Source organism: Desulfopila inferna, from assembly GCF_016919005.1.
In the GTDB taxonomy this organism is placed as follows: domain Bacteria; phylum Desulfobacterota; class Desulfobulbia; order Desulfobulbales; family Desulfocapsaceae; genus Desulfopila_A; species Desulfopila_A inferna.
The window spans coordinates 252242-278974 of record NZ_JAFFQE010000006.1; the positions used below are offsets into that span (position 1 = coordinate 252242).

Below are 26733 nucleotides of genomic sequence, written 5' to 3' on the forward strand. Positions count from 1 at the left end.
ATTCTTTTCCGCCGGGAAATCGTGGAAAGATGTAAGTTCGGGGGAGAAAACATGAGAAGCATAATCATATTATGCACAGCATTACTTTTTATATTTTTGAGCGCAGTACTTTCACTTGCGGTATATGAACAGTATGGTGCTGTCAATCTACAAAATTCTGCAGTCAATCAGTCTGTCGCTTCGGCTTCTATGAAAATCAAAGATGATAATATAGTCGATGGTGTCTCAGCTTCTTTTCTTTCAACAGATAATTCTTCGGAATTTGATTCCAGCATTTCGCCAAATGTTTATTCCTGGATTACTGAATTTTCCAGGGGCAGAAATTTTTCGAGAAGTACTTTTGAACCGGTTTCCATTTTCCTGTTTGGTGCCGGGTTGATAGGGGTTGCCATATTCTCCAGAAGAAAATTCAATAATAAAAATTAGTACCAGTGAACCGATTCCGGCGAAACGCGAATTCAAGTGCAGTTGCGCCGGACAAACAAAGTAATCGAATCCCGATAACAAACCCAGGCTCAAGGGAGGCCGAAAAAGTCGCTTATTATTCTTTTTCCAAACTTTTTATTTCACAACTCAGTTCTTTTTTCATACAATGATGACAGGCCTGAAGTGATTGTCAAAAGGATCATACTTGATGGACTCGTAAAAAAACTTGTCTACGTCGTTGTAGATCTAAAACGGCGATTTGCCGTATCGCATGTACTGCCAAATCGCCGTTTCAGATACTACGCCTAGTATATCAAGCCTTTTTCCAGAGTCCATCCCGGAACTTCGATGACTTTTTAAGGGATCATCATACTTGTTAGTGAGCATTATCTCCCAAGAGAGCCGAAACTCTCTTAGAGAGAAAGCGTTCCAAAATAAAATAACCAACCTCACATCTACTCAATCAAACTGTGATTGACGGAGGAATGGATTTGTACTGAGTAGATCGTTGAATCCGGAATCACCTGCTCTCCGGGCCTGATCCGTAATCCATCAAAATTTCCGAAACACTGCGATTAACTGATTCACTGGAAAGGACGGAAGCTTTTGCCAATCAACATTCAATCAATACCTAATTAAACAAAACACTATGGATCTAGAACAGCGACTTCTTATAAAAAAAAATCTGGATATCCTTCTGCGTCGAAAAAAAACACTTGTCCTGTTTCTCCTGCTTGGAATAGCAGGAGGAGTGTTCTATTACCTGCAACAGCCAAAAATTTATGAAAGTACCGCTCTGCTCCAGTATCAACGCCAGAACGTCAATCCGACAGCACTGACACCAGATGACAGCAGAACGCTAACACGGGACGTTGTCGACACTGTCGGTCTACAGGTAACTAGAAGAAGCAGTTTGGAGGAGATCATCAGGCAATTTAATCTTTATCCGGATAGACAGGCGACAATGCCCATGGAAAAGTTGGTTGGCTCCATGCGGAAGAATAACATCATAATTCAGTTACTGGAAGGCGGGGATGTCTTCGAAGTATCCTTCAAGGGGAACGATCAACAAAAAGTCAGGGATGTCGCCAATGCCTTGGCACAGAGATTTATTGAAGAGAATAAAGCCTCCCGACAGCACCGAGCATCTCAGACATCCGCCTATATCATGGATGAGTTGGAGATTGTAAAGAAATCCCTCGATGAGAAGCAGAAAACAATGCGGGACTATAAAAAACGATATCACAATGAAATGGCCGACCAGCTACTCAATAACACAAGCCGCCTAAATGCCTTACAGGAGCAATACCAGGCCCTCCAGACAAATCGCCTTACACTTGAACAGACCAGGCTGCAGGTGCAGGATCGAATGGCGGAAAGAATTGCCCAATTATACCAACAGACCCTTGATTCAGCTGCCACTTCAGGTTCGGGACAGGGATCTGGAAACTTGACCAGCGCAGATCAGATTCGTCTTCGGTTGCAGAGCCTCCAGCCGCGATACACAGACAATCATCCCGAAATTAAGCGACTGAAAAAACTTCTCCGGAATCGCGAAGCAGCATCAGGCGACCCGGCAGCAACTGAACCGAGTGGGGGCAACCTTGAGGATTCGCATCTGAGCCAACTCAAACAACAACTTGAGAATATTGATTTCAGCATCAGCAGGTTGATGGATGAGCGAGAGAATATGAGAGAGAAAATCGCTCAATATGAAGAATGGATTGCGGCGGCTCCTACCCGGGAAGCGGAATGGGCTGCTCTCACCAGAGATTATGAACAGCTCCATGAATATTACCAGAGGCTTGTCACTCAAAGCCTGCAGGCCGATTCCGCAGTTAGCCTCGAGAATCAGCTCCAGGGATCCCAATTCAGGATTATTGATTCCGCACATTTTCCTGAAAAACCGATTGAACCAGAGTTCATGTTAATTTTGATGGTATCTGTGGCTTTGGGCCTTGGTATCGGCGGCGGTTTATCATACAGTCTCGAATTTTTAGGCACATCCTTCAAAAACCCGGTCGATCTGGAAAAATTTCTCGATCTGCCTGTGGTCTGTGCCTTACCAAACGTGCTGACAAAAGGAGAACTCAGGAGAAGAAAGGCTGCCAGTGGGGTGAGAACGCTATTCCTTGCCTTTTTCGGAGTTACAGTATTGAGCGGCATTTTTTATTTCTGGCAACAGGGAATGATTATTTTATAGGAGCATAAAGTGGGTAAGGTCTCTAAAGCACTCAATAAGTCACAGCCCCAGTTTTCACCGGAGGCGCTTCCTGTCGACCACACAGACCAGGACAGGTATAATGATCAAAAATTTCCACATATGATCAGAGAGAACAAAGTAAATACTCTCAACCCTAACGCACCTGATCTTTCTCGAACAGTAGAGGATAAGATAAAAAACTGGGATGAACGACTTATCAGTTCGACACGTTATGTAACCGGAGTTGCCGAGGGTATCAGAAAGTTGAGAAGCAGGATACTGCATACTGACTCGAGTAGAAAAATAAAGAGCATTTTGATCCTCAGCAGTGATCCCCAGGAGGGAAAAACCTTTGTCTGCGCCAACCTCGGCATCAGCTTCGCCAGGAGCCGTGAACACCAGGTTCTCCTCGTTGACTGTGACTTGCGGCGTCCATCCCTTCACACCATGTTTGGGATTAACCGTGAAAAGGGTTTGGCGGACTATCTTGGTGGAAAAATAAATATTTCCGGTATCTCGGATCTTGAAGTTTCTACGGGACTTTCCAAACTCTCTATCATTCCGGCAGGATCACCTCAAGAAAACCCCGCGGAACTTCTTTCATCGACAAAAATGCCAGAAATAGTAGATGAACTCTCCAGCAGATACCATGATGGCCTTGTTATCCTGGATACCCCCCCTTTCCATAGTGCTGCTGAAACCCTGCTTTTATCGAAGCTGGTTGACAAAATTGTGCTGGTAGTCAGATGGGGTAAATCCGGTAGAGAAAATATCAAGAAAATGGTGGACACCATAGGCCGGGAAAAAATTATCGGCACTGTTTTTAATGCGTTTGAAGCGAACGTTCTCGATCGAAAAATGCAGGGTGTCGGATACGGCAACTATTATTCTGAATATTATTAAACGATGCCCTACATTCTTAAAAATTATTACTCCCCCCGGAAACTCTTCTTTTTTTTCGGCGAAGGAGTTCTTATTTTCTTATCTGTCAATTTCGTTCATCTTTTTTTTTCTCATTATGAACCTTTGCCCGGCTCTATATATCTATATGGATACCGCGCAATGGTATTAACCGCCGTCTTTATTCTCTCTTTCTATTTCTTTGATCTTTATGATCTTGGAGAAATCCTTTCTTTTCCGGATGTATTCTCACGTTTCATACAGGCCTTTGGTATCGGCTGTATTATACTTGCCTTTCTCTACTACTTTTTTCCTCGTGTTGTCATACCTTCCTTCATTTTCTGGCCCAGCTTAGCAGCAGTCTTCATAAGCGTCTGCCTCTGGCGCTATCTCTACAACCATATTTTAAACAAGAAGATGTTTGCCCAAACGGTGATAGTTATCGGCACTGGAAAGCTGGCTCAAGATATAGCCTATGAGCTGGAGAAAAGAAGGGATTCCGGCTTCAAAATCAGCCACTTTATCGGCTCTATCAATCCATCCTTTCCTCTGCCCCCGGGAATTCCAGTTACAGCCGAAGCCGACCAGCTCCCCTCGCTGTGCCAAAAATATGGTATTGAACGAGTGGTGGTAGCCATGGACGACAGGCGCGGCACCACACCGATTCAGCAGCTCATGGACTGCAAATTTATGGGATTCCCCGTTGAGTACGGGATTAATTTCTACGAGAAACTTACCGGTAAAATACTGGTGGAGAAAGTCAATCCCGATTGGATTATCTTTTCCAACGATTTCAAAAAAAGCAGATTTACTTTAACGAGCAAGCTGGTCTTTGAGATTATTCTTGCTTTTGCCGGCTTGCTGGTCGCCTCTCCAGTTCTCCTGTTCAGTGCTATTATCATCAAACTGGAATCACCCGGTCCGGTCTTTTACTCTCAGGAAAGAGTAGGTCTTCATGGCAGAATTTTCAAACTGATCAAGCTGCGATCCATGCGTAATGATGCTGAAAAAAATGGTCCTGTATGGGCTATGGAAAATGATACACGTGTGACCAGATTTGGTCAGTTCATCCGTAAGACCCGCATTGATGAGCTTCCCCAAATGTTTAATGTCCTCAAGGGTGATATGAGCTTTATCGGACCACGCCCGGAACGGCCTGTATTTGTCGAGAAACTGAACCGGTCGATACCATATTATTCCCTCAGGCACAATGTTAAGCCCGGTATCTCCGGCTGGGCCCAGATTTGCTATCCCTATGGCGCGTCCGAAAAAGATGCCCTGCGTAAACTCGAGTATGATCTATATTATATAAAATACATGTCAATGCAGATTGATTTTTGGGTGATATTCCAAACTATCAAGACAATGCTGTTTCAAAAAGGCTCCCGGTAAGCTTCGACGATTATTTCCTATTATGATAAAAAATTACCTCACTATCGATGTGGAGGATTACTTCCAGGTATCCGCCTTTGAAGAATGCGTCACTCACAAAGGATGGGAAAGCTATCCCTCACGTGTGGAAAACAACACGGAGCGGATTCTTTCCCTCCTGGAGAAGCATCAGGTCAAAGGCACATTTTTCATTTTAGGCTGGACAGCGGAAAAATTTCCTCAACTCGTAAAAAAAATCAGCAGCAAAGGACATGAAATCGCCTGCCACAGCTATTATCATCGACTAGTGTACAACCTTACACCGGAGGAATTTCGCCAGGACACGAGAAAGGCCAAAGATGTTTTGGAGCAGATCACCGGTAGGCCGGTTTTGGGTTATCGGGCACCAAGCTATTCAATCACCAAAAATTCACTCTGGGCTCTCCATATTCTAAGGGAACTTGGTTTTTACTACTCTTCCAGCGTCTTTCCAGTCTATCATGACCGTTACGGCATGCCGCATGCTCCCCGTTATCCGTTTCTGTGGAACCTTGACAGCACCACCCCTCAAATAGTTGATATGAAGGGAGAGACTGTCAGAGAAATATTGGATTATTTCGCCACCGAAGCGCTATCCGGTATAGTGAACAAAACCTCATCGCTGCTTCTTGAGATACCTATATCCACATCACTGGTATTCAAAAAAAATTTGCCTGTTTCCGGTGGCGGGTATTTCAGATTATTTCCCTACTGGTTTACCAGACGGGCTCTGCAGCAGATCAACAATAAGGAAAAAAAGCCTTTTATATTTTATCTTCACCCATGGGAGGTAGACCCGGAACAGCCTAGAATGGCAAATGCGACACCGCGTTCCCGTTTCAGGCACTACCTCAATCTCCATCGCACCTATGAAAGGCTGGAGAAGCTTCTGCACGATTTTTCCTTTACTTCAATTGATATCCAGAGGAATGGCTTGGAGAGCACTTCGAAAACGAAATCATCCAATGATGTTTCGCCAGCGGCGGCGAACACGATGTGCGCCAGCAGACAGGCACCACCGGAAATTCCACCTTTTCAGCTTTTTCGCAGAAGGTGAACAATATGTCTCGAAACAATAATATTTTCAGAACCATTGAGGAAATCCCCGTTGCAACTTTGCACCACCTTACCCAAAAGAACATCTTTTTCGGACATCAATCAGTTGGCGGCAACATTTGTCAGGGAATAGAGGACATTGTACGGAATAACTCCCGGGTCAATCTCAGGATTATAGAAACCAGGTCTGCGGCGGAACTTGCCCGCGGCGTCTTCGGCCACTTTAAAATCGGGAAGAATCAGCACCCTTTATCAAAAAATGAAGATTTCGCATCCATACTGAACAGCGGGCTTGGAGACAAAGCGGCCATAGCTTTCTTCAAGTACTGTTATATCGATATTACTGAGACCACTGAGGTTTCGTCTCTCTTTTCTTCCTACGTCAAAACCATGGCTTCATTGAAGGATCGCTATCCTTCTCTTCTCTTAGTTCATGTCACTGTTCCTTTGACTGTTGTCCAGAGGGGGCCCCGGGCCTGGATAAAAAGAGCGATAGGCCGAAAAGTCGGCGGCTATGATGCTAATATCCAGAGAAACAGATTTAATGAATTATTGCGAAACACCTACAGCGGGAGAGAGCCGCTTTTCGACCTCGCTTTGCTCGAAGCTACCCGGGCAGACGGCAGCCAGGCGGTTTTCAAAAAGAATGGTCGAGCCTTCCATACACTTTCACCAGAATACAGCAGTGATGGCAGACATCTGAACACCTATGGCAGCAGATTTATCGCAGAAAAGCTTTTGGTTTTTCTTGTTGAACTTGCAGCCCCACACCATCCAGGAGGCAACTAAAATGTTCAATCGCCGGAGTTTCCTGCAAAAAGCAGCTTTTCTCATGGCGTTCGCTCACATCCCTCTGCCAGCAAAAGCCAAAGCAGAAAAGCGGACACGTCCCCGTATCGTCAGAATTCATTCAGCAGAGGCTAGCCTGCCATGGGATTACCAGGCCAGCGCCCCATGGGACCATACCGTTGAGCCCGGAAATAAAGCAAAAGTGAATAGAGATCAATTCAGAAATGACCGCTATTATAACCATATCAACCAAAAGACCGTCACTACCATGCTCGACCAGGGCATCCGGCATCTGACCCGAACCACAAACCAGAGACAAGCCTGGCTGGCGCTTCTGCAGAACTACCAGAAAGGGGATACAGTCACGATCAAGATTAACCTCAACAATGCCAGTTATAAGGAAGACGTAACCACAAACCGCCTGGATCAGTCAGTACAGATGGTTAACGCCTTGCTTGATAGTCTGACATCCTCTCTTAAGATATCGCAAGGCAATATAACTGTCGCAGACCCGAGCAGGTGGATACATCCCAGGATTTTCAAAGACAGATGCTCATTTCCCGATATTCACTGGGTAGACAGCAGATCGGATAATTTATGGGACCCCGGAGAGATAATACGATTTTCAGAACACCAGCCGATCCGCCCTGCCAACAAGCCTCAGTTTCCTCAAGAAGCAGCCTTTCATGTTGCCCGGGTCTACACTGAGACTGATCACATTATCAATCTATGTTTACTGAAAAATCATGGCTGCGGCATTACAGGGGCCATGAAAAACCACTTCGGTGCCTTCCCGCCGCCCTTTGCTAAATATCTTCATGACGGCCTGGGAAGCAAGAGCTACATTGCCGATGTCTGCAACACTCCCAGCATCAAAAACAAAGTCCGCCTCAATATCTGTGAAGCTATATTCGGTAACTGGCACAACAATGTCTGGTGCCCCCGTCCCTGGAAAACATTTGCGGGCGGAACACCCAACTCGCTTTTCTTGGGCACAGATCCGGTGGCCTTTGATTCTGTTCTGCTGCAGCATATAATAGATGAAGTTGCTTTTCGCGGAGAAAGTGTGGAACAATGGGTCAGAGACGCCGTGCAGGACCACGGTTTTCTCGACATTGCCATGACCTCACTGCACCTTGGCGTTCACGAGCATGCGCCGTTCAATCGCATCGACTATCGCCAAATCGAGGCAGTGTAGAGAAAGAGGAGAGAGTTTGAAGATCATCCAGTGTAACCGCGCAAACGGAGCGGAGTGGGATTCGTTTCTCTACAGTCGACCCACGTCCTCATTCTATCATCTGTTCGGCTGGAAAAACATTATCGAATCCTGCCTGGGCCACAAAATTTATTATCTTGCCGCAGTCGAAGACGGTCGTTTTCACGGCGTTTTGCCCCTGGTCTACATCGACAGCCTGCTCTTCGGCAAGATTCTCTGTTCCATGCCTTTTTTGAATTTCGGGGGCATCTGTGCAGCCAATCCGGCCACCGAAAAGGCTTTGCTGGATGAAGCCAAACACCTGGTGGACCGCGAACGAATGGCCTATCTTGAGCTACGCAATATGGTGAAACTCAATGAGCCGCTGCCCACCTCAGAGAAAAAGGTTAGCATGACGCTCTCCCTGAACGACGATCCCGACGTCATCTGGAACGGCTTCAAGTCCAAGCAGCGCAACTCCATCAGACGGGCCTATAAAAACGGCCTGTCGGTAAAGAACGGGGGCATGGAGTTACTGGACGACTTTTACCTCATTCTTTCACAAAGCTGGCGCGCCCTGGGAACACCGATCTATCGGCGAGATTTTTTTGCAAGGATTATCTCGACATTTCCAGATGATACCAGGATTTTCGTTCTCTACCACGATGGTCATCCAATCGCCGCTGCCTTTAACGGCTATTTTCGGGACGTTGTCGAAGGAATGTGGCTGGGAATAGATTATCGTTTCCAATCCCTCCAGCCCAATTACATGCTCTACTGGGAAATGATAAAGCACGGTTGTAAGAACGGGTATCGACTGTTCCATCTGGGCCGGTCAAGCAGTGAATCCGGCGGCGAATTCTTTAAGAAAAAGTGGAACGCCGATACCAAGCAGCTCTACTGGCAGTACTATCTCGGTACCTCCAAGAATATACCAGAGTTGAATGTGCATAACCCCAAGTTCCAGCTGGCCATTCAACTATGGCGAAAGCTTCCATTGCTATTAACTAAAATTCTGGGACCACCAATTGCCAAAAATATACCATGAGAAAACTTGCTCCCTCCGGAACTCCTATATCGCAGCGTGATCTGTTTCTCTGGGCACGAAGTCTCTTCAGTCGGCAAACCACGCTTAATCGCCTGGCCGCGGAGATAAGTAAATCATTCGAAATTGATCAATGCTTTTTTTTCTCTACCGGTCGCGCTGCCATGGTTGTTTTACTCGAGTCTTTAACCGAGATGGCACCAACGACAAAAAGTACTGTCGTCATTCCCTCCTATACCTGCTATTCGGTTCCATCGTCGATCATCAAGGCGGGGTTGCAGATAAACGTCTGTGACATTGACGAAAAGACACTGGACTATGACTACGACAAACTCGAACAGATGGATTTTTCCCGGGTTTTGGCGGTAGTCTCCTCCAATCTCTACGGCATCCCTAATGATCTGGACCGCCTGGAAAGACTGAGCGAGGAGAAAGACCTCTTTTTGCTCGATGATGCCGCCCAATCCATGGGTGCCTTGTCTCAAACCAAGCGGCCGGCCGGCACCTACGGCATAGCCGGATTATACAGTCTCGACAAAGGGAAGGTGATCACTTCCATCAATGGCGGAATCATTGTTACCCGTTCGAGTAAACTTGGCGCCATTTTGCAACGTAAAACCCGGAAAATCCCACCTGCCCCCATCCCCTGGTGTCTGGTGGAGATTCTAAAAATGGCGATCTACTCCGGCTTTCTCTCACCACGGCGGTATTGGATTCCCGCCGCTCTACCTTTTGTCAAACTCGGAATCACTGAATACACCACTGATTATCCGGTGAGCGGCTATAATACTATGCTCGTCGGAATTGCTCTGAGCCTTTTTCGACAGTTGGAGGCTATCAATGACAAGAGCATCGCCAATGCCGCCTATTATCAAGAGAATCTACCTTCTTCGGAGCACCTTCGTCTTATCCAGCCGCCTCCAATGAGCAAACCCATATACCTACGGTATCCCCTGCGCATCACCGACAACATGCGGAGAAAAACGATACTTGCCCTTCTCGAAAAATCGGGACTCGGGGCCAGCGGATCCTACCCCGGCGCCATCGTCGACATTTATCAACTGCGGGACAGACTCGAAATTGACGGCAGGGATTTTCGGGGAGGAAGGAGGATTGCAGAACAAATCGTCACCCTTCCGACTCATGCCCTGGTGGAGAAACTGGATCAGGACAGAATACTCAACTGCATAGCCAAGGTTCTCGGATGAGAATACGTCATATAACGGCAATCAAAGAAATACCTTTTGGTAAGGATCAGTGGAACGAGCTGGTCTCACTGAGCGAAACCAATACTGTATTTCAAACTCATGAGTGGTTCATGAGCTGGTGGTTGACTTTTGGCAGCGACAATACCCTTTTCCTGCTCATTCTCTACGACAGGGAAAGAGTGGCGGGTATCGCCCCCATGATGCTTTCCAGGAAATGGAAAACCAGGGAGCTAAGGTTTGTCAGCGATATCAATGCCGATTATTGTGATTTTATAGTTTCCTCCTCAGAAAAAGAAGCCATGCTCAGCGCCGTTTTCGACTATCTCCAGAAGAACAATAATCTTTGGGATTCCATATACTTGATGAATATCCCGGAAACCTCGTCAACTGCGTCCCTCTTGCGGTCAATCTTCCTTCATCACCGCCTCCATGCCGTAGCTTCGCAGGTGGATTGCCCCGTACTCAAATTCGGCAAGGATTCGGCAGATTCTCGACTAAAACCTTCGCGAACCCTCAAGCGCCACCTCAACTATTTCAAAAAGAACGGTGATCTTCGCTTCATTATCTTCAAATCCCTGCCAATAGCCGAGAAATCGCTCGATATATTTTACACGCAACATAAGAGGCGCTGGAAAAATGCTGGCAAGCCCAGCCTTTTCAATGATGGCAGGTATACCCTCTTCTATAACGAGTTGGTCCGCAGGGCCTGGCCCTCGGGTTGGCTTTTCTTCTCCTGTCTTCAATTCAACGGCCAACCCATCTCCTTTCACTTCGGTTTTGATTACAGCAATAAAGTGATCTGGTACAAGCCGACATTCGATATAGGCTTTCGCAACCGCTCTCCCGGCCGGATTCTCCTGCAGTATCTCATTCAGTACTGTCAGGACCATAACAAGCTTGAGCTTGATTTTACAGTGGGTAACGAGCCGTTCAAGGAAGAGTACGCCACCGATGTGCGAAAAAACGTCAACTTCTGGATAACGAGGAGCAAGCTGATGCATAACCTGGTTGTTATTTTCTTAAAAGCGAAACAGTTGAAAAGGCGGTTGGCAAATCGATGAAAAGTCATGCAGAGGGTTTGCTTCGAGCACCGTTGGAGGAATGCTCAATGAAAGTAAGTGTCATTATCCCTACCTACAACAGAGCCCACTTTCTGGTCGATGCGGTGGAGTCGGTGCTGCGCCAGGAATACCCGGACCTGGAAATCATCATCGTCGACGACGGATCAACTGATACCACCAAAGCGCTGTTGGCCAGGCGTTATGGAAAAAAAATTCGTTATATATATCAGGAAAATAAAGGCTTTGCCGTGGCAAGAAACAAGGGAGTGGAGGTTGCGGCTGGTGAATATATCGCCTTTCTCGATTCCGACGATATCTGGAAAGAGCATAAGCTTGCTCTGCAGATTGGCATCATGGATCAATATCGTGACATTGGTTTCCTCTTTTCCGATTTCACCATCGTTAAGACATCGGGAAAAGAGATACACAGCGGCCTACAAACCTGGTTCAAAAAAGAGCAGAACTGGGAGAAAATACTTCCGCAGCAGCTCAGCTTTCCCTCTGATGGTGAAAAGGACGGGGGAGCTTCCGGTGGGTACAGGATTTCCTGCGGGAACCTCTACCACAGTCTGCTCTTCGCCCCGTATATCCTTCCCAGCACAGCGGTCGTCAGAAAATCGGCTATTCCGTCCGGCGTGGAACACACCGCAGGAGATCCTTTCTGCGCCGACTGGAATTTTTTCGCCCTGCTCTCACAATACCACTGCAAGGGCGCTCTTTTGCACCACGAAACGACATTAAACAGAAGTCACAACGACAAGGTCAGATCGACACTATCGACACCGCTTCTGGAAAAACTGCGATTTCGTCTGAAGGCGGTAGAAACGATATGGAAAAAGGACAACGATTTTGCACGGGAACATGGCGAGGATATACGGCGGGTCGAAAGCGATTTGCTGCTGGGGCTGGCCAAGCAGTCCTTTCGCCTCGACCGCGCAGCCGATGCCAGGCGCTACCTGAGTAAATGGAAGGAGCAAAAGGTTGCCAAGGACAGACTGACGGCGGTAATCCTTCACCTGCTTCTAAAGATTCCAGCCAGCAACAGAATGCTGAATTTGCTCCGTCAGGATACAAAAGAGGAAAATAATGATCGAAATCATCAGTGACCGGCAAACCTTTATCTCGCTGGGCAAACAGTGGAATCGGCTGGCAGAGCCATTCGAAACTCCACTGTTGGGTCATGAATGGTTTCTCAGCTCCATCAAGGCCTTCCATCAGGGCGACACTCTTCATGTGGTACTCATGCGGGAGGCTGAAGAGATCGTGGCGGCTGCCCCCTTGGTTCTTCTTCAGCGAAACGGAATCCCCAGGCTTGAGTTGATGGGAACCGCCCATCTTCACGAGCCCTGCGGATTGCTCTACCGGGATGAAGAGGCCCTGACAAAACTTGTCAATATCCTCATCGAGTTGAAATATCCTCTGGTTCTGGAACGAATTGACGAAGAAGATTTTGTTCTTTCGGTTTTCAAAAAGAATACAACTTCTAAAGGGCTTGTCTTTCACCGTCTTGTGGGGCCTTCACCCCTGATCAGCTGCGATACCTCCTGGGTCGATTTTTACTCATCCATCAGCTCGAGGCGGCGCTACGATCACCGTCGCGCCAGAAGAAGGGCGGAGAAAGTCGGAGAGCTCCGCTTCGAAATCTGCTATCCGACAAGGGAGAATTACTCACAGCTCCTGGACCAGGCCTTCCGCATTGAAGGTGCCGGCTGGAAAAAACGCCATGGCTCGGCGTTGCTGAGCGACCAGGGTCTGCGACAATTTTATCTGGAATACTGTGGATATGCAGCAGAAAAAAACATGCTCCGTCTCTTCTTCCTCTATATCAATGGACAAGCCGCGGCCATGCAGATTTGTTTGGACAACGCACAGAGACTATGGGTTCTGAAAATAGGCTACGACGAAGAATGGTCTTTCTGCTCTCCCGGAGTGCTGCTGATGAACTTTGTCATCGAGCATGCCTTTAAAAAGGAAAAGGATTACTTCGAGTTTCTCGGTTCATCGGAATCATGGCTTGAGGTCTGGGCCAACGGCAGGCGTGACTACCTGGCTCTGGCCTATTACCCTTTCAACCTGCCGGGATTTCTTGGATTCGGCAGTGATTTGCTCCGAGTTGGATCGAATCGATTGAAAAAAAGACTGCCGCAACGGCTGGTTTGTTCATGAAAACAAAAGAAAAAAAGACACTGATCATCCTTTTTCTCATATCTCTCGTCTTGGTGACGGCCATCGCCCTGCCCTATGCGGCCGTCGAGCAGATGGAACAGATCCTCCTGCACTTTCCCGGCTTCGACAAAATTGCCCATTTTCTCGAGCACGGCGCGATCGTTCTCATCATTTACTATTTGCTATGGAAAACATCTCTGTGTCCCTCCCATGGCAAGCGGCTGATTATTGGATTGCTTTTCTCCCTGAGCTTCTCTCTCATCGATGAATGGCTGCAGAGCGAGACTGTGGAACGATCGTTTGAACTAGCCGATATCGCCGCAAACATTCTTGGTGCCCTAACAGTAATGATCCTTCTCTCCTTCAAAAGATTGAGCCCACCCATCAAGTACGGATGCCTTGCAGCCCTGCTGCTATCTCTCACCGCCTTGACCTACAACTCCTATGCCGAGCTGAAGCCCTACTATACGGGGATGAGGCTTGAAAAGATAGGTGAATTCAACAGGGCGCGAAAACACTATGTCATGGCCCTGCAAGCGGGTAACAGCCGGGCGGGGGTCTTCAATGCCATTGCCTGGCTGGACCTGGCCTATCTCGCCGGTGATCGAATCCAGGCTCTAGCCTATGCCAAAAAAGCGGTGGAGCTCAAACCCAACAGTCCCGGTTTCCTCGACACCTACGGGCTGGCCCTGATGGAAAACGGTAGATACGACCAGGCTCTGCCGGTTTTACAGCGGGCTTATGTCCTCGACCCCGATATTTACACCATTCACTATCACCTCGCCAGAGCCTATTTTGCCTTGGGCGATCTGGAAAAAGCCGCCAGACACTGTAGCAAACAGATAGGAAGAACGCCAAGGCAGCTGTACTCCCGAAAGGCCCGGCAACTTCTCGATATCATCAACACTCGACGCAATCAATAAATTTATGGATCGACTCAAGTACTGGATCAAAAACGGTATCGCTCACCTTCTCTTCTATACGGGCGTACTTTTCCTCCTGAAATGGATCCGCTTGCGTAAGCGGGCGGTAATCCTAATGTACCACCGGGTGCTGAAGGAAGATGAACGACGAGGTTCATTCTCCCATCCGGGCATAATCGTCGATCCCGATACATTTTCCCGACAACTGGATTGTCTGCACAAGTATTTCCGGGTTCTTACCCAAACCGAGTTCTTGCAACATCTCGAAGGGCGAAATTTCCCTTCTTCCTCGGTTCTTCTCACCTTCGATGACGGTTGGCTTGATAATTACACCAACGCCTTTCCCATCCTCAAAGAAAAAGGGTTGCCAGCCATAATTTTCCTGGCCACCGGATTTATCGGCAATGAAAAGATCTTTTGGCAGGAACGGCTTGCCGCCAGTTTGTTCGGCTGTTTTCTGGACCGCGGTGAAAAGGCGAGGAAAATCCTGGGTCGATGTGGATTGGAAAATATCGGGGCGATGTCGGACGAGGAAGCGAAAAAAGCCATCAGGACCTTTGTTTCCTTCCAGAAGGAACAAGACCAAGACACTTTGCGTTCGCTTGTGGAAGAAATTACCGAAAGTTCTTCCTCTGCATCCCGAGAGAGTCATGGAGTAGACAAATTTCTTGACTGGAAACAGGTGCAGGAGATGTCAGGGCACTCTCTCTTTTTCGGTTGCCATTCCGTACATCACCATATCCTCACTCACATCCCGCCGGAAGTCGCTGTCCGTGAGATTCGGGAATCGAAAAAGGCGATAGAGGATAATGGCCTAAAATCGCCCCCTCTTTTCTGCTATCCCAATGGCAACCATAATGATAGAATAAAAGAAGAAGTAGCAAGGGCAGGTTTTCGCGCCGCGATGTCGACCATCCCCGGCTATATCGACTCTTCCACGGATCGCTACGGTCTTCGGCGAATAAATATCCACCAGCATATATCAAATTCCACGCCTCTATTCATGGCGAGAATTCTCGGGTTATTCTAATGGGCGGCAAGGAAAAGATAAAATCATGAAAATTCTTGTAACCGACGGTAATAGCCGCGCAGCGTTAGCCATAACCAGATCGCTAGGCAAAAAGAATCACCATATCGTTGTCGGAGAGCACAAACATCCTTCCCTCGCCTCCTCGTCAAAATATTGCCGGGAGTGCATCACCTATCCCGACCCCACCAGGCAGCCGCAGGAATTCATAGATCGAATTAAGGATATAATCAAGGAGATGAAAATAGAAGTCATCTTGCCGGTAACCGATGTGACCACCATCCCCGTCTGCGAGCACAAAAAGGATCTGGAGCCTTACTGTCACGTGCCGTTCTCCAATCCCGAATCCGTCAATTTCGCAGCAGACAAGAGCAAATTATTTCATCTTGCCGAAGAGTTGGGTGTTGCAGTCCCTAAATCGTTTTGGCTTGAAGAGGAGGGAGACAAAGACAAAATTGGCGATAAACTGTCCTATCCCCTGGTCATCAAACCGGGAAGATCAAGGATCAAGACGGAGAACGGCTGGCTTTCAACCATGGTCAAATATGCCGACAACCAGAGGGAATTGAACAGCATACTTGCAGCCGAGTCTCCTCTTGCCTATCCGCTGCTACTCCAGGAAAGAATCATTGGTCCGGGCGTTGGTATCTTCGTCTGCTACAATCACGGTACTCCCCTGGCTTTTTTCAGCCACCGAAGACTTCGAGAAAAACCACCCTCCGGAGGAGTCAGCGTCTTAAGGGAAAGTATTCCCGTCTCTCCCGTCGCCCGGGAATTCAGCGAACGGCTGCTAAACCATTTGCAGTGGCATGGCGTGGCTATGGTGGAATTTAAGGTGGATCAGCGGGACGATACACCAAAGCTCATGGAAATAAACGGGCGTTTCTGGGGTTCGTTGCAATTGGCCATCGACGCAGGGGTCGATTTTCCCGCCCTGCTCATTGATATTATCGACCAAAAGACCTCGCAGTCACTAGTGAAATACACTGCGGGCGTAAGGACCCGCTGGCTTCTGGGTGATGTGGACAGTCTGTTGATGATCCTCTTCAAGAGAAGGAGCAAACTCAAATTGCCAAAAGGCCACAGGAGTAGGATCCAATATTTGCTTGAATTTTTGAAGCTGTGGCAGAAAAACACCAACTACGAAGTCCTCAAGTGGGATGATATGAGACCCTGGTTCTACGAGTTCAGTCAGTGGCACCATCAGAACAAAAAATAATTCCTCCAAAGTTTTTCCCATCATCTGAAAAGAGGTTTTTTGCTCATGGTTGACTTTATCCCAGACATACTTATGCTAATTAGTAATAGTAAGCAATATCATTTAAATATAGAGACTGACCAACCACCAGGGCAAATAGATAGGTGATAGTTTTGTTATATTCATGTTATTCATCTTTTTCCGGGAATGAATTTTCACCTCATCGCTCTTTTCTGCTATACTAATATGTCAGCAGGCCGGTGTCCGTGAACATGCAAGAACAGTACCCACCACTTCTTGATCGATCAAATTACCAGAGCTCCAAGTGGTGGAAGGGCGAAGGTTATATCGACGACTGCAAACAACTCGGAGGAAAAAAGGCTTTGTTGAATGGCTGCCAATCAAGGTTTCGGTAACTTACATCTTAAAACTGACTTAACAAACGAAAAGAAGATACTACAAACACCGGGAGCGTACGCCTACTCCCAAGGTAGAGAAACCGGCAACTGCCTCCATACAACCGGCTTCTTCCGGAAAAACCACAATACAACTCGTGCAAAGCCAATGACACCCCTGATCATTATCTTTTGGACATCCCTCGCAGCAATCTTCTATGCCTATCTGGGATACCCCCTTCTGCTGCATCTGCTCGCCGGCATGGGTTTCGGCCGGAAAGAAGGGAAAATATCCGGCAACTTCCGGCCTTCAATCTCGATCATCATACCAGCCCATAACGAAGGGAAAATTCTCGAGGACAAAATCGTCAATATCCTCGATCTCGACTACCCGAAAGAAAAAAGAGAAATTCTGATCATCTCAGACGGCTCTACCGATAACACCGGCGCTATCGCCAAAAAATATCTCGACAGGCTCGATTTTTTCGAACTCGAGAAACGCAGCGGCAAGACGGCGGCCTTGAATCTGGGTTTGGAAAAGGCCAGAAACGAGATCATCGTCTTCCTCGATGCTTCGATAATGCTCAAAAAGGACGCCTTGCAAAATGTCGTCTGCCAATTCGTCGACCCCAGCATAGGCTGCATTTCAGGAGAGGATCACATCAAAGGTGCTGGCGGTGAAGGTCTCTACGGCAGATACGAGCTTAAACTGCGCAACCTCGAATCAAAGCTGCACTCAATCGTCGGAGCAAGCGGCTCCTTCTATGCCCAGAGAAAAAAACTGTGCCGGCCTTTTAGCGAAGGCTTGGCCCCGGACTTCATCTCGGTTCTCAACACCGTCGAACAGGGATTCCGTGCTATCACCGAACCCACGGCAATCGGCTACATGACCGCCGTTAAAAAAAGCAGTGATGAGCTGGCGCGCAAGGTGAGGACGATCGTCCGGGGAATGACCGCCCTCTTTTTCAAGCGGCAGCTGCTCAATCCCTTTCGCCACGGCTTTTTCGCCTTTGAACTGATTTCGCACAAGATCATCAGATGGCTGGTGCCCTTTTTTCTTATCTCGGCTTTTGTCAGCAACATGATCCTGAGCACCGAGCCCTTCTACCTCCTGCTTTTCCTGGGACAGCTGCTCTTTTACCTGTTGGCGCTCGGCTCCTTATACAACCTGCCCTTTTTCAGGGCCATTCCTATTGGGAAAATCTCCAACTATTTTGTCATAGTCAACATCGCCGCCCTGACAGCGTGGTGGAAATACCTACGAGGACAGAGACTGGAAATCTGGACACCGTCACAACGTTGAAAAAGAGTACGTCTTGGGGGAAGAATTATCCATGAAAATCGACCACGTCGGCATCGCCGTCAAAGCAATCGAGAAGGGAATACACGACTGGGAGGATAACTTCGGCTATCGTCAATCGACGCGAGTCGTCACCAACACCCGACAGAAAGTCCGGGTGGTTTTCCTGGAGAAAGAAGGTTCTCTTCCGGTCAAACTTATTGAACCCACGGATGCAACATCTCCGATTCACACCTTCGCCCAAAAGGGCGGGGGATTGCATCACCTCTGCTTTCTCTGCGAAAATATGGAAGAGGAATTGGAGCGATTGAAGGAGAAGCGATTGAGAATACTGGCCGCTCCCCAACCGGGAGAGGCCTTTGACGATGAAAAAATAGCCTTTGTCTATGCAGGGCAGGGACTCAATATTGAGCTGATCGACACCTTGAAACGAGCAGGCAGATTATCGTAGCCATGAGATTGGCTCATCAGACAAAAGTAAAGATCCTGATGGAACATCCACAAAGAAGACTGAAGAAGATGTATGACGAAACCCCGTTATTTTTCGATAATGGAGCAGGCAGGCTTTTCGGCATTCTCCATAAACCCGATGGGAACAACAATGGCTTCGGATTCGTCATGTGCACCCCCATTGTCGAGGAAAAACTCTGGACCCACAGGGTTTTTGTCAACTTCGCCAGGGAACTCGCCGCAAAGGGATATACCATTTTACGTTTCGATTACCTGGGCCACGGCGACAGTTATGGAGATCATGTGGACTCCAGCCCCGACACCATGCTCCGGGACATTCATTCAGCCATTGGCCAAATTCAAAGGCATGATACGGTAAAAGAAACAGGTCTTATCGGTTTGCGAATGGGGGCCACCCTGGCCGCTCTGGCGGCGGAGAGGAATCCCGATTTGAAAAAACTCGTTCTCTGGGAACCTGTACTGGACGGCAGCGCCTACATGAAAGAGCTGTTTCGCACCAATATCATCACCCAGACAACCGTTTACAAGGAAATTCGATGGAATACGGAGATGCTCATCGAGCGGCTGGAGGAAGGTGGTGCCGTCAACATCAACGGCTATGAGATATTGCTGTCGTTTTATAAGCAGATGTTAGCGGTGGATTTATTGAGTGAGGAAAAGAGCTTCAGGGGGGAGGTATTGCTCGTGGAAGCCGGTAAACGTAAAAAAGAGAAGATCGGCAAGATCGGCGATTTGGCGAAACTTTATAAAGACGCCACCTGCTCCTCGGTTGTTGAACAGCCTTTTTGGAAGGAAATCAAAGAGTATTACCCGAGGGCGGGCAATCTCCAAAACACTACGCTTCAATGGCTGGGAGAAAGATGACAGAGACCATGAAAGCAGTTACATTCACCAACGACAACAACGCCAAACTTTTCGGCATTCTTCATCAACCGGCAGAGAAAAGAAAGGATACCGGTATTATCCTCATCAGCTCCGGCATCAAGAGCAGAGTCGCCCCCCACCGGCTCTACCTCAAGATGGCCAGACAATTCGCCGAGATGGGATATCCCACCCTCCGCGTCGATCCGGAAGGTTTGGGGGATGCCGAAGGTGAGATAGAGGAACAGTGGATTGCGGATGTTTACTGTTCCATTGAAATCGGGCTGCTCATAAATGATACCATAGCGGCTATAGACTGGATGTTCGAGGAGTGCGGTGTCGAAAAAGTCATCCTCGCCGGACTCTGCGGCGGAGCCATTACCGCTCTTTTAACCGGCAACAGGGACCAGAGAGTCAGCGCGGTTCTCTCTCTGGGCATGCCCTCGGTTCTGGCAAGTTCGAAGATCGATCCCACAAAATATATCACCACCGGACAGTTGCAGACTATGCGGGACGGTTACCTGAAAAAGGCTCTCAACTTGGATTCCTGGAAGAGATTTCTCAGATTCCAGACCGACTACTCATTACTATTGAAATCGTTTTTTTTGCCGATGTTGAAAAAACCGAAAGCCGAACTGGAGAATTCGCGAAAAAAGGAAGCCTCGGTTCCGGTTCTTCCCGAAGACACCAATCTCAATCCCCATTTTGCCAAGGCCTTTCTCAAGTTCACTTCTCAACGAAAGCTTTTACTCATCTTCAGCGAAACCGATCGCCTCTACTGGGAATTTCAAGAAAAATTCATGCACTACTATGAAGAACTAGCTAACCGCAATGGTCATAATTTTGAAATTCATGTAGTCAAGGAGGCCAATCATGTATTCTCCTTTGGCGAGTGGCAAAAGGAAATGATGGAGATCTCCTGCAAATGGCTTGAGGATGTGGCTGCCCCCCTGGTTATTGAAAACCTCAATCGAACATATCATGCAGAAATTCTTTGATCTGACTATACCAGCTTTGGGCCTCCCGTCAGTGTTTGCTGAATACAAAAAACCTCGAGAAGTATCTTTCTTTATAAGCATTTCGCTCTTCTTGGTTTATGGCGATAAACCAGGCACTCAGAAAATAGATGGGGAGCAGCAGGAGAATCTCTGCAAAAAACATCAACAGCGAGCCGACTGGGTAGTAATCATTGACGAAATACATTGCTATTCCAAATGGTATTGCTGCTATGGCCGGTCTCAGGTAGCTCATGGTATAGAGATCGTAAAGCCGTATACCGACCTGCTTTGTCACAAGATAGGGCAAAACGAAGGTCGTCACCACAATATGCGGAACGACGGTTCCATAGGCGACACCGACAATGCCGAACGGTCTTATCAGCAGCAGAGAAAGAGTAAGATTGCAAACCGCTTCAAAAAGTCGACAAATAGCGATAATGTGGTGCCTGCTTGTTCCATAAAAAATGTTGTTGTAGGTATAATGCGGCGTGGAAAAAATCAGATTTACGGCCAGAACCATCAGCACATCCCCTGCTAGATCCATGTATTCCGGTCCCATCCATAGGGAAATAAATCGGCGCCCCATGATGAGAAAGGTGATACATGGAGGAAGCGCGACGAGGAGAGAAAACTTGCTGCCCAGGAGGAGCACGGTCCGTATTCTCTCCGTCTCGTTCCTGGTTTCCAGTTCGCTGGTGAGAGGATTAATCACTCTGGCAAGAGAGGAAACCATGCGCTTAACATATTGTACCAAGTTACCGGCTATGGCAAAAAAAGTGACAGAGGCGGGGGCAAGAAAGATACCAATGAGGATGGTATCCGTATAAAGAATAATTTTTTCACAGACATTATTGAGAAGCACGATACTGCCGTAGTTGATTATGCTCCTGTAAACATGACGGTCCGGACTGGCAGAGAGTATATTAAAAGACAACAGCCTCCTTGAGATAATATAGGTAACCCAATTCAGCCCTAGATTTACCCCCAGTTGAATGGCCCCCAAAGCAATTATCCCATATCCTTTATTCAGGAAGTAAACGATAAGAAAAAGGCGGATAAAAACAAACAACACCCCCGCCTTCGTGGTGAGATCCGTCCGCTGCATGCCCATGATGATGCCGCTAAAGACATTGAACACCAAGGCCTGTGTCACATTCATGCCGGTTAACAGAACCACTATCCGGGTTGTCTCGATGGAGGATTCGGCGAGATTAAAAACATAGGGAGCAGCAAAAGAGAAGAGGAAGGTAAGCAGGAAACAAATCAATCCGATCCCTGAATAGAGGATTAGGCCGGCCTTGATGACATTATCTATATCTGTTTGATTTTCGGTGGCATGATATTTGGAAATAAATCGCACCAGTGACTCCCTTACCCCGAAATCCATAAGGTAGAGATAGCCGGTCAGCTGCATCATTATCACCCAGATGCCGTAATAGGTGTTGCCGAGTTTATGGACGACAAAGGGGGCAAGAAAGAAGGAGACGACGATGTTGACGAAAAGAATCGCCCAATTGAAAAAAACGTTTCTCAGAGCTTTGCTGTAGTAACTCATGTCTTACCTTCAAAAATCTTCATTATGTTTCTCTCTTCCCTCTGCCGGAACTCGGGTTTTTTCCTCGTCTTCACGGCCCGGAGATCGAGAAAGAACTGGAAACAGCCACGCCTCTTGATTGATCTCGCGCTCAGTCCTGCAAAATAGTTTGGGTGTCGTGAAAATGGAGGTGGCGCGGGTTGGCAAGATAGCTGTCATATTCATAGGCATCAACTCCGAAGAGAGAAAATATTGCAAACGCCGCCTCCTGCTCCTCGTCGCTGATCTTTCCTTCCCATTTTTTGACAATATTTCGTTTGCGACGTTGACTGTCCTCTATTTTCAAGGTATCGATGGTCTCCTGGTTCGACATGGCTATGTTCATGGCCGGCTCATCAACGACGTTAAACATTATCTCCAGATCATCGAGACCAAGGTTGTCGTGTAAATACTGGCAGCACTTGCCGGAGTTGAGTACAACCTCTTCATAGGTAAGGATGGTCCAGTCACTCGAATCCAGGTGATTGAGCTGGAGAAAATTTTCGTAGCACCAGGAAAGAAACCCTTTCTGCAGCCTGCTTCCATTTTGGCGGATTTCGACGATGCTATTGAACTGATTTTGGGTGAAAAATTTTCTGTAATAGGGAGAGCGGATAAAATGATCCAGACGCGGAAAAACTTTCCGCGAGAGCGTGGTCGGCACCGGATGCCTGAGCAGATAGAGGATGCTGCCGTTGCACTTCTCTTTTATCTCGTTGACCAGATGTTCTATTTCGTGAATTTTGAAAACCACCCGCTTGGTTATACAGCGGTGGTTCTTCCTGAAAGGCGGAGGGTTCATAAACCTCATCCTGTTTGCTTCCAGCAGCTTCAGGTATTCTATTATTTTATCGGACTGCCCTCCATCTGGCATGAGCTCATCCCAGGTTGAGAAAAAACCCGCCTTCTGCACATTATCCCGGCGGATGTTGAAGGGCTCGTCGTAATATTTCATGCCGCGCTGGGAGGCGATAATTTCCATAACCCAGGTTGAGCCACCGCGAGGGGTTGCAAAAAGAAAAATATTCTTCTTCGCCCCCTGCACATGCAGGTTGCTAATCGATTTCATGAAGTATTTCAGCGAAGAATCCACTTTCATAATTTTCTTTTTCCAGAAATAAGTTAATCGTGCCTTTTCGGAAATGACTTCGGGATGGACATTCCGTTCCGGCCGCTTTAGGTATTTGCTGGCGAACATTGCCAAGTAACTCAGTTCTTGGCGGGAGCTAAATGGTACCTACTTTCCGCCCACGTATTCCTGAGATAAATAAGAAAGTCGCTAATTCTTATTGATTTTGTTCAAGACGGCTCCGGCCAATGCCGCGTCGTATTTTTCCGCAGCAAACGCGGCATACACATTGAGAGGTGTTTGCTTGGGTCGTGCCACTTTCAAAAAAGCCTGAAGACCGGTTGAAAGAACCTTGAGCAAGGGGGCAGGGATCCATACGACTCTCAACTCCTCTCTTTTTTCCTTGAGTCTGTGGATGAGATCGGCCCTTGAAGGCGTCTCCGGTTCCACCAGATTCAACAACGGCGGTGCCTCTTCGAAACTGTCTATGTAGTACTGTATTACCGCCGATGCGGTATGGACGTCACAGAGACTGATCGTGCTTTTGCGGTTGCCCATGGCCACGTAGAGCGGACCGATCTCTCTTCCCAATCGTCCCGGAGGAGTGAAATCTGCGTAATCGACAAGGGGACCGAGCCGAATGGTCCGGCTCTCCACCCCATATCGTGAGGCGGAATCAGCCAGCATCTTTTCCGCCGAAGCCTTACCCCAGACGTATGGGCCTCGGCCAAGGTTGTCATAATCCACCGGAGAGGCCTCGCTTAGCCCGCCGGGGCCCTTGCCTCCCGGCTTCAATACCGCAATGCTGCTGATGTTGATGATTTTTTTAATCTTTGCCCGCGAGGTCGCCTCGAGAACATTTCTGGTGGCATCTATGGTGTTTTTTTGGTGTTCTTCCTTGCCTCCCGCAGTTTCTGCGGCAAGGTGGACCATGATACCTCCCCCCTCAAGATACTCAGGTGGAATTTCGCGGGCCAGATCCGCAGCGACATATTCGACGCCGGCGATCCGCCGTGAAGGCTGAGGAATCTTACGGGTGAGAACCCGCACGGCATACCCTTGATTTCGCAAGTCAGCAACCAGCACCCTGCCAAGAAAGCCGGTACCTCCGGTGACCACCACATATTCCTGTTTTTTCAGCGGCGGCAACCCCGCTTCCTGGCTCATCAGGCTTTTCTTGGCATTCTCTTCCTGAATCTTCTCGGCTTCCAGCAACCTGCGCCGTATATCCTCACATATCTTCACCGTTTGATAAATTGATTCCGGACTGACCGGAACCTCACCATTTCCTCTGATACTGTCATAGAAGCGCGAAATGATTTCCGAAAGTCCCGCGTAACTCTTTTGTTTTTTGAAAACCAGCTTGAAAATGCTGCCGGTGGTGCCCATTATCAGTTGCTTGGCATAGACGTAGGGCTTCAGCGCCACCGCAGGAGCCGAAAAACCGGGGCCGAGATATCTCGACACTCCGCTGAGCACGAAATCGGCCGTCACCGTACCGTTGGTGCCCACGACCTTCAAATAGGATTCAACAGGCCTGCCCCTCAAGGTCACCGCCAGAATCCCGGTTTTTCCCCTGCCGGTCAGGGTAGCATGCACATCACCGCGCGGATCAATCACCACAAACTCCATTTTCAGCGGATCGCTTTTCTCATCGTCTTTCTCACTCTCCAATGCACTCAGGAGAAGATAGACCGGATGAGGCATGATATCCATCAGCTGATCGACCTCAGAGATGTTTTGCCGGACTGTTTTGAAGGAAAAATAGCTTTCCACGTGGACTATTTCGCCCACGAGGCGGAGAAAGTCCTTCATCTTTTCGGCACTCTCCTGAAAGAGGACCTGGTGAGCCGCACAAACCTTCAGATTTTTCTCTTCGGCAAGAGCGAGAATGGACTTCGCCTCTTTGACCTCCGTGGCGAACGGCTTTTCGACATAGATGCTCGCCCCGCTATTAAGAGCCGCCACAGCGAGTTCCGCATGGGTAGCAGGCGGTGTGACGATATGAACGACATCAGGCTTCACTTCCTGCAAAAGCTTCCGGTGATCTTGATAAAATCGACAGTTGGAAGGGAGCGACTCCCGGACATCTTCCTCCTTCATGACCGGATCGGCTACAGCAACCAACTCCGCTTCTTTTTGAAGAGAAATTGCCTTGATATGATGCCTTCCCATTTTGCCGCAACCAAAAAGAACGATCTGCAATTTATTTTTATTCATATGATTTTTTTTATATTTTTTTTTGGTTAACCTACGAATCTTCCCTTTTGCGGACATCAAGTCTTCTCCAAGGGCTCGAGTGCGCCAAGGGGCCATGCAGTTTTCCTCAGGTCTTTGAATGTGACTAAACCCTGCGGACCAAAGTACCGAAAAGCTGATCATATTTGTTAATCATTTTCTCCTCCGTGAGATGAGAGAGATAAAACCTGCGCGCCTCTTCAGCCAGTTGCCTGCCTCTTCCAGGGTTGTCGAGAAATTCTTTGAGACCAGTTTCAATGGCGCGGACATCTCGGGGCTCGATGAGCAGCCCTCTTTCATTCTGTCCCATCAATTTGGCATTGTCACCCACATTGGTCACCACCACCGGTTTGCCGGCAGCCATGGCCTCGACCAGAACCACTGGAAGTCCTTCCCACAGGGAGGGAAGGATAAAGATATCGAAAAGCGTCAGTATCTGCCATGCATCGTCCCGCCAACCGGTGAAAATTACGCTTTCTCCAATTCCAAGAGAATCGGCCTCCTTTTGCAAATCTTCCTCCAGAGGGCCGCCTCCCACTATGAGAAAACACGTTTGCGGATATTGATCGAGAATATTCTTGGCCGCAGCCAAAAGATAGGTTAAACCCTTCTGTCTCGAGAGGACTGCTACACAGCCGATTACTACATTTTCTTTTGAGAGGGAGAATTCCTCTCTGTATTTATCCTTGAGCAGCCTGTTTGCCGGCTCTGGATTTTCGACCCCGTTCCAGATGGTTTCGATTTTAGACTCCCTTACTTTATGGTAATGAATGATGGCCCGGCGCTGATGGTCTGAGACGGCAACAAGCTTCTTGGCGTAGAAGGACATAAGGCGCTCGATGAACATATATTTCCTCGGCAAGTGGGGATAGTTACCGAAATGGAAAGTATGAACGAGAGGAGGCATCCGGCCGAAAGCATAGAACGGTGCCAGAGAGACCATAGCCGCCGTTCCGTGTGAATGAGCCAGATCACATCGAGAGTCCAGGATGAGAGAACGCAGATTTTTCATATGGGAAAAAACAGAGTCACCGCTTCCATAGTCGGCGCAGCTAACCGGTATTCCCTCCTCCACCAGCTTCTCGGCAATGATCCCCTTCTCCCTGACACAGAGTATTTCAATCTCATGTCCCCTTTCCGTGAGCGACTTGGCCAGCTTGTACACCACCCGTTCCGCTCCGCCAATGTGCAATGAACCAATTATCTGAAGTATTTTCATTG

The 26733-nt window shown here is 48.0% G+C and carries 23 protein-coding genes; 19 read left to right on the forward strand and 4 right to left on the reverse strand.

What is annotated here, in order from left to right; all coding sequences use genetic code 11:
* Positions 1-51 precede the first annotated feature (51 nt).
* The 19 genes from JWG88_RS15725 to JWG88_RS15815 all read left to right on the forward strand — a co-directional run bounded on the left by JWG88_RS15725 (position 52) and on the right by JWG88_RS15815 (position 20632).
* On the forward strand, positions 52-426 hold the full coding sequence (locus JWG88_RS15725; protein WP_205234738.1) for a PEP-CTERM sorting domain-containing protein: 375 nt from the start codon (positions 52-54) through the stop codon (positions 424-426).
* A gap of 649 nt (positions 427-1075) precedes the next feature.
* Complete coding sequence (locus tag JWG88_RS15730; RefSeq protein WP_205234739.1) at positions 1076-2629, forward strand: GumC family protein; 1554 nt, start codon at positions 1076-1078, stop codon at positions 2627-2629.
* Positions 2630-2638: 9 nt separating this feature from the next.
* Positions 2639-3532: a polysaccharide biosynthesis tyrosine autokinase gene (locus tag JWG88_RS15735; protein ID WP_205234740.1), complete on the forward strand. Its 894-nt coding sequence runs from the start codon at positions 2639-2641 to the stop codon at positions 3530-3532.
* 3 nt (positions 3533-3535) lie between these two features.
* Positions 3536-4921, forward strand: a complete 1386-nt coding sequence (locus tag JWG88_RS15740; RefSeq protein ID WP_205234741.1) for a TIGR03013 family XrtA/PEP-CTERM system glycosyltransferase — start codon at positions 3536-3538, stop codon at positions 4919-4921.
* A gap of 22 nt (positions 4922-4943) precedes the next feature.
* The gene (locus JWG88_RS15745; protein WP_205234742.1) at positions 4944-5996 is read left to right on the forward strand and encodes an XrtA system polysaccharide deacetylase; all 1053 of its coding nucleotides are present in this window, start codon (positions 4944-4946) and stop codon (positions 5994-5996) included.
* 5 nt (positions 5997-6001) lie between these two features.
* Positions 6002-6784 carry a hypothetical protein gene (locus tag JWG88_RS15750; RefSeq protein WP_205234743.1) on the forward strand — a complete coding sequence of 261 codons (783 nt, stop codon included), beginning with the start codon at positions 6002-6004 and terminating at the stop codon, positions 6782-6784.
* 1 nt (position 6785) lies between these two features.
* Positions 6786-7982 (forward strand): DUF362 domain-containing protein, encoded by a 1197-nt coding sequence (locus JWG88_RS15755; RefSeq protein ID WP_205234744.1) that lies wholly within the window; start codon positions 6786-6788, stop codon positions 7980-7982.
* Positions 7983-7998: 16 nt separating this feature from the next.
* On the forward strand, positions 7999-9027 hold the full coding sequence (locus JWG88_RS15760; RefSeq protein ID WP_205234745.1) for a FemAB family XrtA/PEP-CTERM system-associated protein: 1029 nt from the start codon (positions 7999-8001) through the stop codon (positions 9025-9027).
* Positions 9024-10232, forward strand: coding sequence for a DegT/DnrJ/EryC1/StrS family aminotransferase (locus JWG88_RS15765; RefSeq protein WP_205234746.1), 1209 nt, complete (start codon positions 9024-9026; stop codon positions 10230-10232). The genes JWG88_RS15760 and JWG88_RS15765 overlap by 4 nt, the downstream gene beginning before the upstream one ends.
* Positions 10229-11293, forward strand: a complete 1065-nt coding sequence (locus JWG88_RS15770; protein WP_205234747.1) for a GNAT family N-acetyltransferase — start codon at positions 10229-10231, stop codon at positions 11291-11293. Before JWG88_RS15765 ends, JWG88_RS15770 begins: the two co-directional genes overlap by 4 nt.
* 47 nt (positions 11294-11340) lie before the next feature.
* Positions 11341-12399, forward strand: a complete 1059-nt coding sequence (locus JWG88_RS15775; RefSeq protein ID WP_205234748.1) for a glycosyltransferase family 2 protein — start codon at positions 11341-11343, stop codon at positions 12397-12399.
* Complete coding sequence (locus JWG88_RS15780; protein WP_205234749.1) at positions 12380-13459, forward strand: GNAT family N-acetyltransferase; 1080 nt, start codon at positions 12380-12382, stop codon at positions 13457-13459. The genes JWG88_RS15775 and JWG88_RS15780 overlap by 20 nt, the downstream gene beginning before the upstream one ends.
* Positions 13456-14382, forward strand: coding sequence for a VanZ family protein (locus JWG88_RS15785; protein WP_205234750.1), 927 nt, complete (start codon positions 13456-13458; stop codon positions 14380-14382). Before JWG88_RS15780 ends, JWG88_RS15785 begins: the two co-directional genes overlap by 4 nt.
* Before the next feature lie 4 nt (positions 14383-14386).
* Complete coding sequence (locus tag JWG88_RS15790; protein ID WP_205234751.1) at positions 14387-15412, forward strand: polysaccharide deacetylase family protein; 1026 nt, start codon at positions 14387-14389, stop codon at positions 15410-15412.
* A 25-nt stretch (positions 15413-15437) separates the two neighbouring features.
* A complete protein-coding gene (locus tag JWG88_RS15795; RefSeq protein WP_205234752.1) occupies positions 15438-16628 on the forward strand; it encodes a carboxylate--amine ligase in 1191 nt (396 codons plus the stop codon).
* Positions 16629-17171: 543 nt separating this feature from the next.
* On the forward strand, positions 17172-18305 hold the full coding sequence (locus JWG88_RS15800) for a glycosyltransferase family 2 protein (RefSeq protein WP_205234753.1): 1134 nt from the start codon (positions 17172-17174) through the stop codon (positions 18303-18305).
* A 31-nt stretch (positions 18306-18336) separates the two neighbouring features.
* The gene (locus JWG88_RS15805) at positions 18337-18753 is read left to right on the forward strand and encodes a VOC family protein (protein WP_205234754.1); all 417 of its coding nucleotides are present in this window, start codon (positions 18337-18339) and stop codon (positions 18751-18753) included.
* A 38-nt stretch (positions 18754-18791) separates the two neighbouring features.
* On the forward strand, positions 18792-19637 hold the full coding sequence (locus JWG88_RS15810) for an alpha/beta fold hydrolase (protein ID WP_205234755.1): 846 nt from the start codon (positions 18792-18794) through the stop codon (positions 19635-19637).
* 8 nt (positions 19638-19645) lie between these two features.
* Positions 19646-20632, forward strand: coding sequence for a hypothetical protein (locus JWG88_RS15815; RefSeq protein ID WP_205234756.1), 987 nt, complete (start codon positions 19646-19648; stop codon positions 20630-20632).
* Positions 20633-20660: 28 nt separating this feature from the next.
* Here JWG88_RS15815 and JWG88_RS15820 read toward each other — a convergent pair whose 3' ends face one another.
* The 4 genes from JWG88_RS15820 to JWG88_RS15835 all read right to left on the reverse strand — a co-directional run bounded on the left by JWG88_RS15820 (position 20661) and on the right by JWG88_RS15835 (position 26731).
* Complete coding sequence (locus JWG88_RS15820) at positions 20661-22187, reverse strand: oligosaccharide flippase family protein (RefSeq protein ID WP_205234757.1); 1527 nt, start codon at positions 22185-22187, stop codon at positions 20661-20663.
* Positions 22188-22317: 130 nt separating this feature from the next.
* Positions 22318-23274 carry a sulfotransferase domain-containing protein gene (locus JWG88_RS15825; RefSeq protein WP_205234758.1) on the reverse strand — a complete coding sequence of 319 codons (957 nt, stop codon included), beginning with the start codon at positions 23272-23274 and terminating at the stop codon, positions 22318-22320.
* Positions 23275-23484: 210 nt separating this feature from the next.
* Positions 23485-25494 carry a Gfo/Idh/MocA family oxidoreductase gene (locus tag JWG88_RS15830; RefSeq protein ID WP_205234759.1) on the reverse strand — a complete coding sequence of 670 codons (2010 nt, stop codon included), beginning with the start codon at positions 25492-25494 and terminating at the stop codon, positions 23485-23487.
* 124 nt (positions 25495-25618) lie between these two features.
* Positions 25619-26731: a glycosyltransferase gene (locus JWG88_RS15835; RefSeq protein ID WP_205234760.1), complete on the reverse strand. Its 1113-nt coding sequence runs from the start codon at positions 26729-26731 to the stop codon at positions 25619-25621.
* Positions 26732-26733 lie beyond the last annotated feature (2 nt).

What these genes read in the sequence shown, in the direction of transcription:
- JWG88_RS15770 (WP_205234747.1), top strand. Translation starts at nt 10,229, where the DNA reads ATGAGAATACGTCATATAACGGCAATCAAAGAAATACCTTTTGGTAAG.
- JWG88_RS15740 (WP_205234741.1), top strand. Translation starts at nt 3,536, where the DNA reads ATGCCCTACATTCTTAAAAATTATTACTCCCCCCGGAAACTCTTCTTT.
- JWG88_RS15805 (WP_205234754.1), top strand. Translation starts at nt 18,337, where the DNA reads ATGAAAATCGACCACGTCGGCATCGCCGTCAAAGCAATCGAGAAGGGA.
- JWG88_RS15750 (WP_205234743.1), top strand. Translation starts at nt 6,002, where the DNA reads ATGTCTCGAAACAATAATATTTTCAGAACCATTGAGGAAATCCCCGTT.
- JWG88_RS15795 (WP_205234752.1), top strand. Translation starts at nt 15,438, where the DNA reads ATGAAAATTCTTGTAACCGACGGTAATAGCCGCGCAGCGTTAGCCATA.
- JWG88_RS15815 (WP_205234756.1), top strand. Translation starts at nt 19,646, where the DNA reads ATGAAAGCAGTTACATTCACCAACGACAACAACGCCAAACTTTTCGGC.
- JWG88_RS15775 (WP_205234748.1), top strand. Translation starts at nt 11,341, where the DNA reads ATGAAAGTAAGTGTCATTATCCCTACCTACAACAGAGCCCACTTTCTG.
- JWG88_RS15765 (WP_205234746.1), top strand. Translation starts at nt 9,024, where the DNA reads ATGAGAAAACTTGCTCCCTCCGGAACTCCTATATCGCAGCGTGATCTG.
- JWG88_RS15785 (WP_205234750.1), top strand. Translation starts at nt 13,456, where the DNA reads ATGAAAACAAAAGAAAAAAAGACACTGATCATCCTTTTTCTCATATCT.
- JWG88_RS15730 (WP_205234739.1), top strand. Translation starts at nt 1,076, where the DNA reads ATGGATCTAGAACAGCGACTTCTTATAAAAAAAAATCTGGATATCCTT.
- JWG88_RS15825 (WP_205234758.1), bottom strand. Translation starts at nt 23,274, where the DNA reads ATGAAATCGATTAGCAACCTGCATGTGCAGGGGGCGAAGAAGAATATT.
- JWG88_RS15835 (WP_205234760.1), bottom strand. Translation starts at nt 26,731, where the DNA reads ATGAAAATACTTCAGATAATTGGTTCATTGCACATTGGCGGAGCGGAA.
- JWG88_RS15800 (WP_205234753.1), top strand. Translation starts at nt 17,172, where the DNA reads ATGACACCCCTGATCATTATCTTTTGGACATCCCTCGCAGCAATCTTC.
- JWG88_RS15830 (WP_205234759.1), bottom strand. Translation starts at nt 25,494, where the DNA reads ATGAATAAAAATAAATTGCAGATCGTTCTTTTTGGTTGCGGCAAAATG.
- JWG88_RS15725 (WP_205234738.1), top strand. Translation starts at nt 52, where the DNA reads ATGAGAAGCATAATCATATTATGCACAGCATTACTTTTTATATTTTTG.
- JWG88_RS15780 (WP_205234749.1), top strand. Translation starts at nt 12,380, where the DNA reads ATGATCGAAATCATCAGTGACCGGCAAACCTTTATCTCGCTGGGCAAA.
- JWG88_RS15755 (WP_205234744.1), top strand. Translation starts at nt 6,786, where the DNA reads ATGTTCAATCGCCGGAGTTTCCTGCAAAAAGCAGCTTTTCTCATGGCG.
- JWG88_RS15790 (WP_205234751.1), top strand. Translation starts at nt 14,387, where the DNA reads ATGGATCGACTCAAGTACTGGATCAAAAACGGTATCGCTCACCTTCTC.
- JWG88_RS15745 (WP_205234742.1), top strand. Translation starts at nt 4,944, where the DNA reads ATGATAAAAAATTACCTCACTATCGATGTGGAGGATTACTTCCAGGTA.
- JWG88_RS15810 (WP_205234755.1), top strand. Translation starts at nt 18,792, where the DNA reads ATGGAACATCCACAAAGAAGACTGAAGAAGATGTATGACGAAACCCCG.
- JWG88_RS15820 (WP_205234757.1), bottom strand. Translation starts at nt 22,187, where the DNA reads ATGAGTTACTACAGCAAAGCTCTGAGAAACGTTTTTTTCAATTGGGCG.